General features: G+C 51.2%; 6 protein-coding genes. 2 read left to right on the forward strand and 4 right to left on the reverse strand.

Annotated elements, in window-relative coordinates; all coding sequences use genetic code 11:
- Together DEF47_RS18580 and DEF47_RS18585 are read left to right on the forward strand one after the other, a co-directional pair.
- Window positions 1–454, forward strand: a 454-nt coding sequence (locus DEF47_RS18580) for a hypothetical protein (RefSeq protein WP_287045287.1), incomplete at its 5' end; no start/stop codon positions are given.
- A gap of 24 nt (window positions 455–478) precedes the next feature.
- A complete protein-coding gene (locus tag DEF47_RS18585) occupies window positions 479–1,096 on the forward strand; it encodes a hypothetical protein (protein WP_012189195.1) in 618 nt (205 codons plus the stop codon).
- 82 nt (window positions 1,097–1,178) lie between these two features.
- On the opposite strand, the gene DEF47_RS18590 is transcribed toward DEF47_RS18585, so the two are convergent.
- The 4 genes from DEF47_RS18590 to DEF47_RS18605 all read right to left on the reverse strand — a co-directional run bounded on the left by DEF47_RS18590 (window position 1,179) and on the right by DEF47_RS18605 (window position 14,299).
- Window positions 1,179–1,520: a hypothetical protein gene (locus DEF47_RS18590; RefSeq protein WP_012189196.1), complete on the reverse strand. Its 342-nt coding sequence runs from the start codon at window positions 1,518–1,520 to the stop codon at window positions 1,179–1,181.
- A gap of 461 nt (window positions 1,521–1,981) precedes the next feature.
- The gene (locus tag DEF47_RS18595; protein WP_012189197.1) at window positions 1,982–4,579 is read right to left on the reverse strand and encodes a C25 family cysteine peptidase; all 2,598 of its coding nucleotides are present in this window, start codon (window positions 4,577–4,579) and stop codon (window positions 1,982–1,984) included.
- Between the two features lie 69 nt (window positions 4,580–4,648).
- On the reverse strand, window positions 4,649–13,702 hold the full coding sequence (locus DEF47_RS18600) for an SdrD B-like domain-containing protein (protein ID WP_041304310.1): 9,054 nt from the start codon (window positions 13,700–13,702) through the stop codon (window positions 4,649–4,651).
- A 24-nt stretch (window positions 13,703–13,726) separates the two neighbouring features.
- On the reverse strand, window positions 13,727–14,299 hold the full coding sequence (locus tag DEF47_RS18605) for a hypothetical protein (protein ID WP_012189199.1): 573 nt from the start codon (window positions 14,297–14,299) through the stop codon (window positions 13,727–13,729).
- Between the last annotated feature and the right edge of the window lie 269 nt (window positions 14,300–14,568).

Raw genomic sequence — 14,568 nt, forward strand, 5'->3', positions numbered from 1 at the left:
TCTACTCAATCACAATCCGCTGGCGGCACAGGCAGCATGGGCGCAAGTCATCCAGCGCTTTCCGCACTCGCTGGCAGCGGCAGCAGTGCAAAAATTTAGTCTTTCTAGTTTTAATGGCTCGATTACTCAATGGTGTAGCCTGCTAGATACTGAACGTCCATTGATTATGGAAGAATACCGACGCGCTTGGCTGGATGGGTTTTCGCTCAATGAGTTTGATTGGTTGCCACTTTGTCATCCACGGGTGCTTGTTCCGCTGTATGAATGGACGCAAGCTACACCGCTTGAGCAACAATTTGCTAGCTTGGGCTTGCCTTGGCAGCAGCTTAGCACAGCCTACGATTTAAATGGCGATGGAGTGAATGACCCGCTGGGCGTGGTCGATTGGCTTGGGATATATACACCGTGGGCAATGCTCTCGACCGAGGTTGGCTATCAGCCGCTCTATGTGTGACAGCCATGGAGTAGTGCCACAGATTTGGCAACCCTCACTGATTCTTATTTCCCATTTGACCAACCACAGATAGCCTCGATTACCGATCTTGATGCTGATGGCGCACCAGAATGGCTGTTTGACCATGGTCGAGGATTCGATCTGCTGGCTTGGGTTGGTGATCGCTTCCGCATAAATTATGCATTTCAGAATCAAGCAACTCGTGTTTTTAGCGCCACAATCAGTTTGGCTCCGCAACTCGATGGAACCCAACATGTAATTACTAGCTTTTTGCCTGATAGCTCTGGCAACCAACCAACGATGAGCCAGATCGAATATGGCTTGCGTGATGGCGAGCTTGAACAGCGCGTACCAGCAGCGCCTGATATCTCACCCAACTATGGTGATGAATACAATTATTCATCGATTGCAACAGTCTATCAGGCGTTATTTGAGCGCAATGATCCGCTACTAGCGCTCGCAATACTAGCCCAACTTGAGCAACCACTGCCAGATCGATGGTCGCAGCATGAAGCGATGGTGTTGAAGGCATTGGCCTTGGAATATAACGGGCAATTTGTTGAAGCCCAGCAATTACTCAATGTGGTAGCCAATGACTCAGAAACCACGGGCTGGTCGCGCTTTGTCCAACAGCGGCGTTGATTGGGGTTTGGAATAGGGAAAAATTGGGGCGAACATGATCGAAGCCTGTTGATATTCTCAAATCAACAGGCTTCGCAAGCGTTTAGGCGGCGCTATTGGCATCTTGGCGTAGTGGCAAGAGCGGCACAATATCTTCTGGTTCTAAGGAAGGATGAATATACATAATCGCCCCACGTGGTGCATGGCGAATCGAGCCACGCGAATTGGCGATCAAAATAATTTCTGCATCGTCGCATTGATCAAGCCAACGAATTAAGCCAGGGGTGCAGATACTTGCATCGACAAAAATCCGCTCGGGAACAAATTGTTGAAAGCATGCATTGATCATGCGTGGCGTTGTCACCATTAATGGCATGGCCAAAACTTCAAAACGGTCGATAAACCGTTGGCGAAGCTCATTACTCTCCGTGATCAAAACGACCATCTGGTGCTCCTAGTTCCTCAGCATGGCTGGGTGAGGTAAAAATGTTTGCCACATAGCCAAAGAGTTCTACGTCGCAAAACATCGTCAACGATGCCCTTCCGAAGAACGTACATGAATATTGGTAAAGAATTAAGTATCAAGTGTTGAATAAATGCATTTGCATTATAGTAGTAGCTTTAGCTGCTTAAGCCACCAAAAAGCTAGCATAAAGGTACTATCTTGATTTAGGTCATGGCTTTTAAAAATGAGGGATACGCCCCCGCGCAAAAGATCCCCCACACAGGTATTTGGCTCATCCTAGGTTTGATCATACTACTACTAGAATAGGGGTTTTAGCTGATTTAACCGTTGAATCATTCGGGTGCATATATGAGCTACTCTTTAGTCGTGTTGGATGTAAGAGGGGAGTTTAAGAGAGTAGCCCATTAGTCCTAGATAACACTAGTTCTTTAGCTATGTGATTATTTAATAATTGCTGGTAGGTAGATAGCTTGGCGCTCTTGGTGTTGTAATAAGATGTTGGGATCGCCCAAAAGAATCGAGCTTTGCAGGCTATCTTGGCAACAGCCACCATCGCTGAACAAGTGCAATAAGCCTGCTAGTACTCCTGTACCAATCGGTGTTTGGCTAGGATTGCTCCACATGCGTTGCCACCAGCCTGCGTTGAGCAGATCATGACCATGGGCCACGCCTAAGCCCGCTGAACCCCAGGTGGCAATTGCGCCACCCTGCGGTTGTAGCACCAAACGTTCATCAAGGCTCGTACCACTCCATGCGGGGGTCTGAAAGGCGCTAGTCAAACAAGTCATCTCCAAGATCATCGGCAGGGCTGGGCTATTTTGCAAGCGGTCGCTATCGTACAAACTCAACAGATAGGGCTGGTTATTGCTCAAATCGGTAATTGCCCATTGATATTGATGACTATGGCCAACGTAGGTCACTACTGCCGCCCCTTGATTAAGTTGCTCAAAGGTTTTTTGACGGGCTTGGTCGGCGCTGGTGATGCGCCAAGGATCAGTTTGCGGCAGGCCGTTGTTGGTTTTGCGCCAAGGGTCGTAATAGATGCGCTGAATATCGAGCTGACTTGGTTGATAACTAAGCATGATATCGCTCAATGCGGCAAAATCGCCTGCATAATCGGCCTGACCATTGGCTGTTTTGTAATTATCAGCAATATAGACTTGGCGCGAACGCCAGCGCAGATCGGCTGGAGCGTTTTCGTAAGCGTTGATTTTGTTGATTAAATTGCTGACTTCGGTGCTGGTTTTGGCGGGTAAGCGGCCAATTTGCAGGTCGGGCATTGGGTCGTCCAAGGGATTTGCACCATCAAGTTGGACAAAACATGTGTCGCAGGCGATTTCACCAAGCCATGGGTCGGTGTAAGCAGGCAATGGTGGAATCATATTGGGGTTGTTGCGGCCTAGATAATTCAGCGGATCGATCGTGCCATCGCCAACTAAAACCAACGATTGAGGTGCTTGCGGCCAAGTACTGGCGAGGTAGCGCATAAAATCGCGAATCGCCAACGGATCAACATTGCCGCTGCTCCAACGATCATAAATCGCCTGAACATCGACCAACAAAGGCTGCCAACCCTGCTGCTGGCGACGATTGATCAATGGCTGGACGAGGCTATGCCATTGTTTGGGTGCAAGATAGATTGTTTTGGCAGGTGTAGCCCAATTAACGGTGGCGCTGGCTTGGATGCTGGGCTGTGGAAGGTTGGTGGGATTGACCAGCAGATAATCGCCTGGATTGGCGGCCAGCGTATTATTTTGAAATTGCATACGCTGCGGTTGCCATGGATTGCTCACGTTATAGCTAACAGCTTGGTTGGGTTGGTTGCTAATTTGATAATTGGCTTTACGTAATGCTTGCCATTGAAACGATTGATAGTTGGCGTTGAGCAGCACAGGCCGCTGCCAAACCAGCCGATCAAGCGAAATTCCGCTGATTTGCTGGGTGCTGGCGATTGCCAGTTGCAGGTTTTGGCTTGGGGCAAGTTGGGCCGATTTGGTAAAAATACCACTATTCAAATTAAGATTGATCCGTTGGCTGCTGGTGATTGCTACGCTGGTGACGGCGCTAGTGTAGACAATTCCACTGAGCGTAACTGTGCTTGGGCCAGTCGCGAGTGGCAAGGTGCTGGTGAGCCAAATCTGCTGGGTAATTGGGTTGAGATCTGGGCCAGCCTTTAAATCGGCGCTAAACCAATGGTCGCCATCGTTGCCAGCCTGCAAGGAATCGTAGATTTTTGGGGCATACCAAGTGCTGGTTTGGTAGGCTTGGTTGCTAGTTGGCAAGCCAGTTGGATCGATGCTGATTTGCTGAATTTTTGGGCTGCTGTGGGCGACCCCGATTTTGAGCCACACACTGCTGGTTGTATTCCAACGGTCGCCAACACTGGGTTGATAAAACCAAATTGCATCGTTGCGATCAAAGCTGCCGTCGAGCGTGCCTTGCTCCTCGATTGCTAATTGTTGATTTTTATACCACAGTTGCAGGCTATAGCGTTCGAGCGTGGCTAAGTTAATGCCTGCTTGCTCCAAGCTTGCACCCGTTAATTGCTGCATACCTGCTTGATTGACAACAACACGCCAGCCTTGGCCTGATTGAGGGCTGGGCACGCTTTGGGTTAATTGAAATGGCTGATCGATCAAGCGATGAGGATCATTCAACAATTGAGCATTACTAACAGAGACTGTGGCTTGGGTAATAGCTTGTTGGTTGAATGTCGTTTGCGGTTGCAGTACGACCAAGCGTTGGCCACGAAACCGACCTTCGCGCAGCACAATTATTGGTGCTGGCAAATCGGCGAGTTGATTGATGTTTTGGTGATCGAGACTGAGCGCTTGGAGCGTTGGCTGAAATTGCCAAGCATCGGCGACTAAAACGGCAAATGGCCGCACTGCTTTGGCCGCTTGCCATTCGATTTGCAAACCGTTTGGGGTTTCATTGATGGTTGCGCGAGTTTGAATTGCTGGTTGAGCCGAGGCATGCTGTGGTGGATTGAAGGCGAACGAACAAAGAATGCCAAAAAGAGCAAGATAACGCCACATATGCCACAATCCTCAGTGTAAAAATCAAGGGCTGACTAGCATGATGCCAGCCAGCCCTTACCGACGCGATTACCGAGTGGTCATTGGTGCGAAGATTCGATAGCTATTAGCCTGTGTACCATTGGTGCTAGCTGGGCCATACTCGTTGGTTGTGCCATCGAGTTCGGTTTCCACCAACCAATAGGTATAGGTGCTGCTATCATCGACGTTGCTGTCGATCCAGCGATAGCTTGCGCCACCACTGCGGCCTTGAGCAGCGATCATGCTGCTGGTGACACGCATTGCATTGGCGCGATTGCCGTCGCTGCTGCGATACAAATGGAAGCCCAGGGTTTTTGATTCGCTGACAGTTGTCCATTGAACGACCACATTGCCAGCTTCACGAATTGCGCTGAAATCAGCCAACTCGATGGCGTTTGGTGTGGTTACGCCAGCGTAAATTGTGCCATTGTTATCGCCTGGAACCAAGACAATGATGTCGCTCAAGCCAGTGTTGGGATCAACATCGCTATCGCTGGCATCGTTGCCCATATCATCGTGGGTAAAGACGAAGCCTGGAGGCAAGTTATCGAAACCAACCAGATAACTGCCTGGAGGCAAGTTGGTGAATTGGTAGCCACCATTGGCATCGGTGGTCGTGCTGATGATCGCCGTGCCGTTGATGTCATAGAGCGTCACAATCACGCCTGGAACGCCGCTATCGCTTGGTGTATATTGGCCGTTAGCATCGGTGTCGTACCAAACGATGCTACCAAGGCTAGCTGGGATGAACACGCCGAAGTCGATGCTCAAATTGCTATTGGCGCTGCTATCGCCGTCGTTGGTTGGCTCGCTATTGGCCAAAACGGTGACGACTAAGCTCTTGACTCCGCCGGCGAAGGTGATCCCGTTATCGTCGTCGTTAATGTCGTTATCGGGGTCGCTGGCCGGCTCGAATGGCGTTGGTTGAGCGCCAAAGTTGCCAGTGCTGCTGACATAGGTTTCAAGTACTGCGCCTGTGGCAAAGTTGCTGCTTGGCAATACCACGATGTAATCACCAGGTAGCGCACCAGTAAACAAATAGTTGCCGTTAGCATCGGTGAGGGTATTCGCAACCATTTCACCAGTGTCTGGTTGATTATTGGCATTGGTATCGCGATAGATATCAACCGCCACGTTTTCAATGCCAGCTTCGCTACCATCGATGATACCATTGTTGTTGATGTCGTTCCAAACCAAGTCGCCTAAGCTGACTGGTGTGTAAACCCCAGCATCCCAGGTCATGTCATTTTCGCCAGCGGCCAAGTCGATGGCGGGAGTTAAGCCAGTTCCAACATCAACATCGCTATCAACAGTATCGTTGCCACCAACGTTTGGTGTGGTAAATTCCATGCCAACTGGTTGTTGGAACTCGATCGTGTAAGTCGCTGGAATCAAGCTGGTGAAGCTGTAAACCCCAGTTGGAGCGGTCGTTTGGGTATCGACCAAAGCGTTGCTATTGTCGTAGATGCGGATAATTACACCGCCAACGCCTGGCTCTGTACCGTCTTGAATGCCGTCGCCATCTTGATCTTCCCAAACCAAGTTGCCAACACTAGCTAATTCATAAATGCCTGCGTCGATGGTTGGGTTGTTCTCAGCCGAAGCCAAGGTAATCAATGTGCTCAAGCCGTTGGCTGGGTTGGCATCGCTATCGATTGCATCGTTTGCCCCAACATTGGCTTGGCTGAAGTTATAGTTGGCAGGCTTGGTGAACTCGACATAATAGCCAACGCCTGGCATCAATCCAGTGAATTGATAGTTGCCATTGACCGTGGTGGTTGTGTCGATTACCACATTGCTGCTATTGAGCAAATTGACCGTCAAGCCGTTCACGCCAGTTTCGCCACTATCTTGGATGCCGTTGATGTTGGTATCGTACCAAATCGTGTCGCCTAAGCTGGCCAATTGATACAAGCCTGCATCGATATTCGGGTTGGAATCGCCGCTGGAAAGCGTGACGGTTGCTGCTTGACCAGTGGTGGTATCAGCGTCACTATCAATGGTTGGGTCGCTGCCTGCTCCTTGTTGGGTGAAGAAGTAGCCGCTTGGAGCGACAAATTCAACCAAATAGGAGTTTGGTGGCAATTGACCAAAGAAGTAATCGCCGATTGCTCCGGTGAAGGTGCTGCTAATTGCTGCGCCATCAGGTGTGCCATCGGTATTGTTGTCGATGTACAAGCGCACTGTCACATTGGCAATGCCCTGTTCGCCGCCATCTTGAATCCCATCAACATCGAGATCGTGCCAGACATAGTTGCCTAAGCCAGCTAATTGATAAATCCCTGCATCGATTGTGTCGTTATACGTGCCGACATTGATTGTGACCAAGCCGCTACAGCCAGTGATTTGGTTGGCATCACTGTCGTTTGCCGGGTTGCCGCCAAGATTTGGCTGGGTAAAGACATGACCTGCTGGCAAATCGCTGAACTTGACCAAATAGCTGCCTGGTTGCAAATCGCCAAAGCTATAGTTGCCAGTGCCGCTCGTGATTTGACTGCCGATCACGACATCATCGGCGGTACATGGTTGGTTATCGGGGCCAGGCGTGTAGAGCGTTACGGTTACGCCGCCAACGCCATTTTCCGTGCCATCTTGGATTCCGTTGCCATTGGTATCGAACCAGACATAATTGCCCAAGCCGCCCAAGGTAAAGACCCCAAAGTCGAGTGAATGATTGGTATTTGGGTCGGTGTCGCCGTCGTTGGTTGGTTCGCTGCCAGCATTCAAGCTGATCGCGTTGCTGGCGATGACCCCAGTTGTGCCAAGGGTGCCAATCGTCGTGCCATTATCATCATTGTTGATGTTGTTATCGGGATCGCTGGCTGGTTCGCTGCTGCCACCAGTTGAGCTAGCCCAACCTTGCAGAATATTGCCAGTTGTAAAGTTGCCCGCTGGCAAGACCACAATATAGTTGCCTGGCAAGAGTTGATCGAAGTTGTACAAGCCACCAGCGATCGTGGTGGTTTGGCGGATGAAGCTATCGCCAGCATCGAAGCTGCCATCGCCATCATCAGCATATAAGGCCACGGTTACGCCAGCGATGCCCATTTCGCCACCTGAGACCAAGCCATCGTTGTTGGCATCATCCCAGACCAAATCGCCAAGGCTGAGTAATTGATAGAAGCCGAAGTCAACCGTTAAGTTGCTGTTGGCATCGATCGAGCCGCCCGTGCCATTGCTATCAGCTTCAGTGGTTGGCTCAGCCCCTGCGGCAAGGCTGAAACAGGCGCTTTGAACGCTACCAGTTGTGCCAAGTGCGCCAACAACCGAGCCGTTGTCGTTATCGTCGGCGTTGTCGCTATCAGGATCGAGGCCTGGCTCGAAGGCTCCCGTTGCACTAGTTGCGCCAGTGCTGCTGCTGAAACCAACCAAGACTCCAGCGCCTGTGAAGTTGCTGCTTGGAATGGCAACACAATAGTCACCAGCTAATAAATTGTTGAACAAATAGTAGCCGCTAGCATTGGTTTGGACGCTGGCGACCGTTGGGGCATCGGCGGCATCGATTGCGCCGCTGCTATCACGATCCATGTACAGATCGACGGTCACATTGGCAATGCCCGTTTCGCCGTTATTGCGCAATCCATCGTTGTTGGCATCGTTCCAAATGCGGTTGCCAAGGCTCAATGGTTGGAAGACCCCAAAGTCAACCGTCAAGTTGCTGAAACTATCCGGCGTAGTGTCGCCGCTGCCGTTGGTTTCGCCGGTTGGTTCGCTGTTGTCGGCCAAGGTTACACTGGCGGCTTGAATTACGCCCGTTGTGCCCAGAGTGCCAACAATTGAGCCGTTGTCGTCATTATCAATGTTGTTATCGGGATCGGGTGCAACTTCGTAGGCTCCGGTTGGGCTGCCTGCTGTGCCCGTGCTGCTGGTGTAGCCGACCAACGTGCCTGCACCTGAGAAGTTGCTGGCATCAAGCTCAATCACATAATTGCCTGCGCTGAGCACTGCAAAGTGATAGTAGCCTGTGGCGTTGGTGGTGGTTGTCGCCAGAACCGTGCTTGAACCTTCGCGGTACAAGTTGACAGTTACGCCGCTGATTCCAGTTTCGCCTGCGTTGAAAACCCCATTGTTGTTGGCATCGTTCCAAACGTAGTTACCAACCGCCAATGGTTGATATGCGCCTGCATCGACTGAATCGTCGTTTTCGCCAACGCCCAAGGCGATGATGCCAGCACAGCCTGTGGCATTTGCCTCGCTATCGATCGTGTCGTCGCCACCAACATTTGGTTGGGTGAAGACATAGCCTGCGGGCAAACCACTGAATGAGATGACATAATTGCCTGGCATCAAGCCTGCAAAATTGTAAGCGCCTGAGGCTGGAGTGGTTTGGTTACCAATCACGACATCATCGGCGGTACATGGCAAGTTATCAGCACCTGGAGTTGCTAAAGTTACGGTGATATTGCTCAGCCCTTGCTCAGCGTTATCGAAGATGCCGTTATTGTTGGTGTCGTACCAGACCAAATTTCCAATGCTGCCTAATGGGAAGACCCCTAAATCAAGGCTTAGGTTGGTATTTGGGTCGGTATCGCCGTCGTTGGTTGGTTCGCTGCCAGCATTCAAGCTGATTGCGTTGCTGGCGATGACCCCAGTTGTACCAAGTGTCCCGATCGTCGTGCCATTATCATCATTATTGATGTTGTTATCGGGATCGCTGGCAGGATCGCTGCCGCCACCCGTTGAACTAACATGATTTTCAAGCACGTTGCCTGTGGTGAAATTGCCAGCAGGCAGCACAACCACATATTCACCTGGCAAGAGGTTTGTAAAGCTATAAGCTCCAGTTGCACTGGTGGTGGTTTGGCGGATGAAGCTATCGCCAGCATCGAAGCTGCCATCGCCATCATCAGCGTAGAGATCGACATTTACCCCAGCGATGCCGGTTTCGCCGTTATTGAACAAGCCATCGTTATCGGCATCGCGCCAAATCAAATTACCAAGGCTTGGCAATTGATAGAAGCCAAAGTCAACCGTTAAGTTGCTATTGGCATCGCTTGCGCCACCAGTGCCGTTGCTATCGGCTTCGCCAGTTGGCTCGGCTCCTGCGGCAAGGCTGAAACAAGCACTTTGAACGCTACCAGTTGTGCCGAGTGCGCCAACAACCGAGCCGTTATCGTTATCGTCGGCGTTGTCGCTATCAGGATCGAGTCCTGGTTCAAATGCGCCAGTTGCGGCGGCTGCGCCCGTGCTGCTGCTGAACCCAACCAAGACTCCCGCACCTGTGAAGTTGCTGCTTGGAATGGCGACACAGTAGTCACCAGCTAATAAATTGCTGAACAAGTAGTAGCCGCTAGCATTGGTTTGCACGTTGGCGACCGTTGGGGCATCGGCGGCATCGATCGCGCCGCTGCTGTTGCGATCCATATAGAGATCGACGGTCACGTTGGCAATGCCGGTTTCGCCGTTGTTGCGCAAGCCATCGTTGTTGGCATCGTTCCAAATCCGATTGCCAAGGCTGAGTGGTTGATAGACTCCGAAGTCAACCGTCAAGTTGCTGTTGGCATCGACGGTTGCATCGCCGCTGCCATTGGTTTCGCCCGTTGGTTCGCTGGTGGCGGCAAGTGTGATCGCGGCACTCTTGATCACGCCCGTTGTGCCCAGAGTGCCAACAATGGTGCCGTTATCGTCGTTATCAATATTGTTATCGGGATCGGGTGCTGTTTCGTAGGCTCCGGTTGGGCTGCCTGCCGTGCCCGTGCTGCTGGTATAGCCGACCAACACGCCTGCACCTGAGAAGTTGCTGGCATCAAGTTCAACTTCATAATCGCCAGCGCCAAGGAGGCCAAAGTGATAGTAGCCTGTGGCGTTGGTGGTGGTTGTACCAAGCACGGTGCTTGAGCCAGCGCGATAGAGTGTGACTGCTACGCCGCTGATTCCAGCTTCGCCGCCATTGAAGACACCATTGTTATTCGCATCGTTCCAAACGTAGTTACCGACCGCCAATGGTTGGAATAAACCAACATCTAAAGTGGTATCGTCGGTTGAACCATTGGCATTATTGACAATCGTCGCGCTTTGTGCACCTGCATTGCCTGGGGTTAATGTTAATTGGGCAGTGCTGACGATTGCGCCGCTGGTTGAGCCGTTATCATCATTATTAATATTGTTATCGGGATCGGGTGCTGGTTCATATGTACCAGTTGCACTTCCAGAAGTGCCAGTGCTGGAAATATAGTTGGCTGGGGGGGTGACCTCGATGTAATAATCGCCAGGTAACAAGCCAGCAAAACTATAGTTACCACCGCCAGTCGTGCTGGTGCTCGCAATCAAGGCATTTGATGAATTGTAGAGGGCAACATTTACCCCATCGATGCCCGATTCGCCAATATCCAACAAGCCATTATTGTTAGCATCGTCCCAAATGCGATTGCCAACGCTCAGCTTGAAGAAACCAAAATCAACCGAGAGATTCGTGCCAGTGGCTGGTTCAGCCGGATCGGTGCTACACAAATCGGTTTCGTTGGTTGGTTCATTGCCGCCAAGCGTAATGACATGGCTCAAAACCCCATCGGTTGCGAGAATTGGGCCTTCGATGCCATTATCATCGTTATCGATATCGTTATTGGCACTGCCGGATGTAACCGTACTGCTACGATAGCCAGCGAGTGGATTGCCAAGCGTAAAGTTGCTAGGATTGATTCGAACAACATAGCTTTCGGGAGCTAAGCCATCGAAGCGATAGCAGCCAGCGCTTGTAGTCGTTTGGGTGCTCAAGGCTGTGCCACTATCGGGAATCCCGTTAGCATCGCTATCAGCAAAGAGGCTGACGCTGACTCCGCTAATACCTTGTTCGCCAGCATCGAATGTGCCGTTATTGTTGGTATCGTACCAAACGCGATTGCCCAGGCTATAGGTGGTAAAACCGATGTCATAGCTGTGGTTGTTATCGCCTGCAACACCAGTGTTGAAGGTGATAATTGCATCAGCACCAGTGATTGTTGCATCGGAGTCGCGAACATCGCTATTCGTGCCACTGTTGGTATTCGCGGCAGTCAAAACCTTGTTGGTCAAGGCTGCTTGAACTGAAGCAACCCGAATTGAATAGCCAGTTTGGTTTGGTTGTAAGCCAGCGATGTTGAAAATAGTGCTAGGGGTGCTGGTTCCAGCCAATGATGAGAAACGATAATTGCCATTGGCATCGGTTGTAGCGCTACCAAGCACCGTTGTGCCATCAGGCGCATACAAACGCACGTCTACGTTAGCTAGCGCAGCTTCATCAGCATCCTGAATCCCATCACTATCAGTATCGTTCCAAATCCGATTACCAATTTCGATTGGCGCGGCATCGCACAAGGCTTCGAGGTCGCCTAAACCACCAGCTTTGGCTAGTGTGTTAGGTTGGGTATTGCTATCGTAAATCCGGTAAGCCCGAGTCCGATTGCCAGTGCTGTTGTTGAGCCACAAAATCCCGCCATCGAAATATTGGGCTGAATCGAAGATTGGGTCGTAAATCGTTTGGACAATATCAGGCTTGCCCGGGATTTGCAACAAGCCACCGAGCGAGACTTCGGCGTGTTCTGGGTAGTTATCGCGGAAGTAATATTCGCCGCCGCCTGGGCCTTCATTCGTGCCAGCGCCAGCGGTAGTTGTACCACCACATGTTGCATTGCTTTCGAGCGTCCAGCCACTACCATTGCTACAAGCCCGCAAAATATCGCCAGCTGAGTCGCCAATGTAGAGGGTAGTGCTGCCCGCAGTTGTATCGTTTTGACGATAGCCCATTTGATCGCTGAAGCGGTCGCGCAGACCCAAAATCATGTTGCCGTTATCAAATTCGATGTCGGTCAACATTGGTTGTGGTTGCACATACTCGCCGCCAAAGTTGGTATTAGTGACGGTGAAGTTGGTGCGCCATGGATTCCAGTTGGCGCTAGCACAACCAGGCACAACCGCACAACCACGGGTGTGGTTCAATGGGAAGTTCAAAACTTGGGTAAAACTATCGGTGCTTGGATTAAATTGATAGACATACGCCCGCAGATTGGCGGCGCTAGCAGTTGATTGAGCCGAACAAACCATCCCAATATACACTAGGCCTTCGTTGACGGCCACGGCATAAGGCCGATGATCGTTGGCGGCACAATCGGTTGGATCGGGTACGGCAAAGCGACCAATCGCAGCGGCGCTGGGCGCAGTTGGAGTTAGGCCAATCGGAATTTCATACAGCTGACGATCAGCTAAGTTGATCGTCCAAAGCGTGGTTTGATCCTCGGAAATATCCATATCGCCGAGGGCAATTTTGCCCACTGGGTCCCATGCGGCTGAATCGTGGACAAGATCGGTGCCGTTGGGGTGTGGATCGACTCCAGCAGTACCAGCCCCAAACACGGTATTCAAATCAAGAAACAAACTGACCGTGCGTGGGCTGGGGGTAATGCGGTAAATTGCGCCTGTGCCGCTTGGCCCAAAGCCAACGTGGCGTTTCATAACGGCGCTGGCAAACAAGCTGCTTGATGAGCGTTGCCAAGCCAAACCGAAGGTTGGGCCAGTTTCAGCCCCGAAGGCCAAATCGGTTGGGGCTGGGCTATCAACCCCTGGGGCTGGGCTATTGCCAGTGTTACCAGCGGTGTAGGGGAAACTGACAATCGAGTGAAAGGTTGATGAGGGCGCTTGATCTTGGCGGCCCATGCTAAAACAGTTGGTTACCAAGGTTGGGTTATCTTGGCAGTAGTTGGCTGGGTTGTTGAAGCCCATATTGGCTGAGGCAGTGCTGCCTGCAACAAACAACACGGTTGAACCTGAATTGCTGCCCATCGGGCCAGATTTGACCGTAGCTGGAGCATCGCTAAACTCAACCCGATATGGGCCAGTATAAATTGGATCGCTGTCGGTTAGCGAGTAATTACCAGTTGCATTGGTCGTTGTTGTACCAACGATGGTGTTGCTAGCATTGTAGAGCGTGACGGTTACGCCGCTAATACCTGGCTCTAAACTATCGATTACGCCATTGGCGTTGTAATCGCGATAGGCGCGTCCGCCGATTGTGGCGGCGGCATAGGCGACTGAGCCAGCGCTCGGCAATAAAGTAATTGCGAATGCTACCAATAAGGTGCAACACACAACCAGTGTGCTGAATGAATAACGAGAGGATGCTTGCTTCATACGTTTAAACCTCGTTGGTTAACACTAAGCGGCACGTCGTTGGATGCCAAAGCCGATCAGAGCGACTAATAAACCCAATAAGCCAATAAACCATAAGGCGGCAGTATCAGCGCTACTGGTGCGTGGCAATGGTGGTTGATTGCCTGCTGGTGGCGCTGCTGGCTTGGCAGTTGGCTGCGGCATCGCAGTTGCGCTGGGCATGGGGGTTGCACTTGGTTGTTCGGGGGTTGGCGATGGGCTGGGAGTTGGGCTAGGAATGCTTTGCTCAGGAGTTGCCGTCGCCGTGATGCCTGGCATTGAGATTATTGGCGTGGCGGTTGGCTCAATGCTTGGAGCTTGAGTTGGTGCTACCCCAGTTGGCTGAGCAATGCTGGTTGGCTCAACCGTAACTCGTGGTTCTGGGGTGTTGGTTGGCAAGGGTGTATTGGTTGGGATGATTGGTTCAGGAGTATTCGTCGGTAAGGGTGTATTGGTTGGAGTTGGTGGCTCGGTTGGGGTTAATGCCAATGGCCCAACATCCGCCGCATGTGAAGGTTGAGTTGGTAGAGCCACAAGAGCGATCAGCAGAATTACTAGGCTTCGAATGAACCGCGTCATACAAGCTACTCCCACATCAAAGGGCTGGCCTGTTCCACTGATCGCGAATCGTGAAAGCGGGCATGACCCAAGCAATGAAACATTGAATAAGGACAATTCGCTTGTTTGACCGTGGGAGTGGCGATCTTTTGGTAAGCCAATAACCCTAGACCGCAGATTACGAAGGATTGAATACTACCTAGGCTAAATGGGCTACTGCCTATGGGGGGATGTGATAACTAGTTCAAGTAGTTTTAAATCAAAAACGCTCTCGATCAGCTGATCGAGAG

The sequence above is a fragment of the Herpetosiphon sp. genome (assembly GCF_003512625.1).
Taxonomy (GTDB): Bacteria; Chloroflexota; Chloroflexia; order Chloroflexales; family Herpetosiphonaceae; genus Herpetosiphon; species Herpetosiphon aurantiacus.

Excerpts from the sequence above, each read along its gene's own strand:
- DEF47_RS18590 (WP_012189196.1), bottom strand. The coding sequence starts at position 1,520 with ATGGTCGTTTTGATCACGGAGAGTAATGAGCTTCGCCAACGGTTTATC.
- DEF47_RS18595 (WP_012189197.1), bottom strand. The coding sequence starts at position 4,579 with ATGTGGCGTTATCTTGCTCTTTTTGGCATTCTTTGTTCGTTCGCCTTC.
- DEF47_RS18600 (WP_041304310.1), bottom strand. The coding sequence starts at position 13,702 with ATGAAGCAAGCATCCTCTCGTTATTCATTCAGCACACTGGTTGTGTGT.
- DEF47_RS18605 (WP_012189199.1), bottom strand. The coding sequence starts at position 14,299 with ATGACGCGGTTCATTCGAAGCCTAGTAATTCTGCTGATCGCTCTTGTG.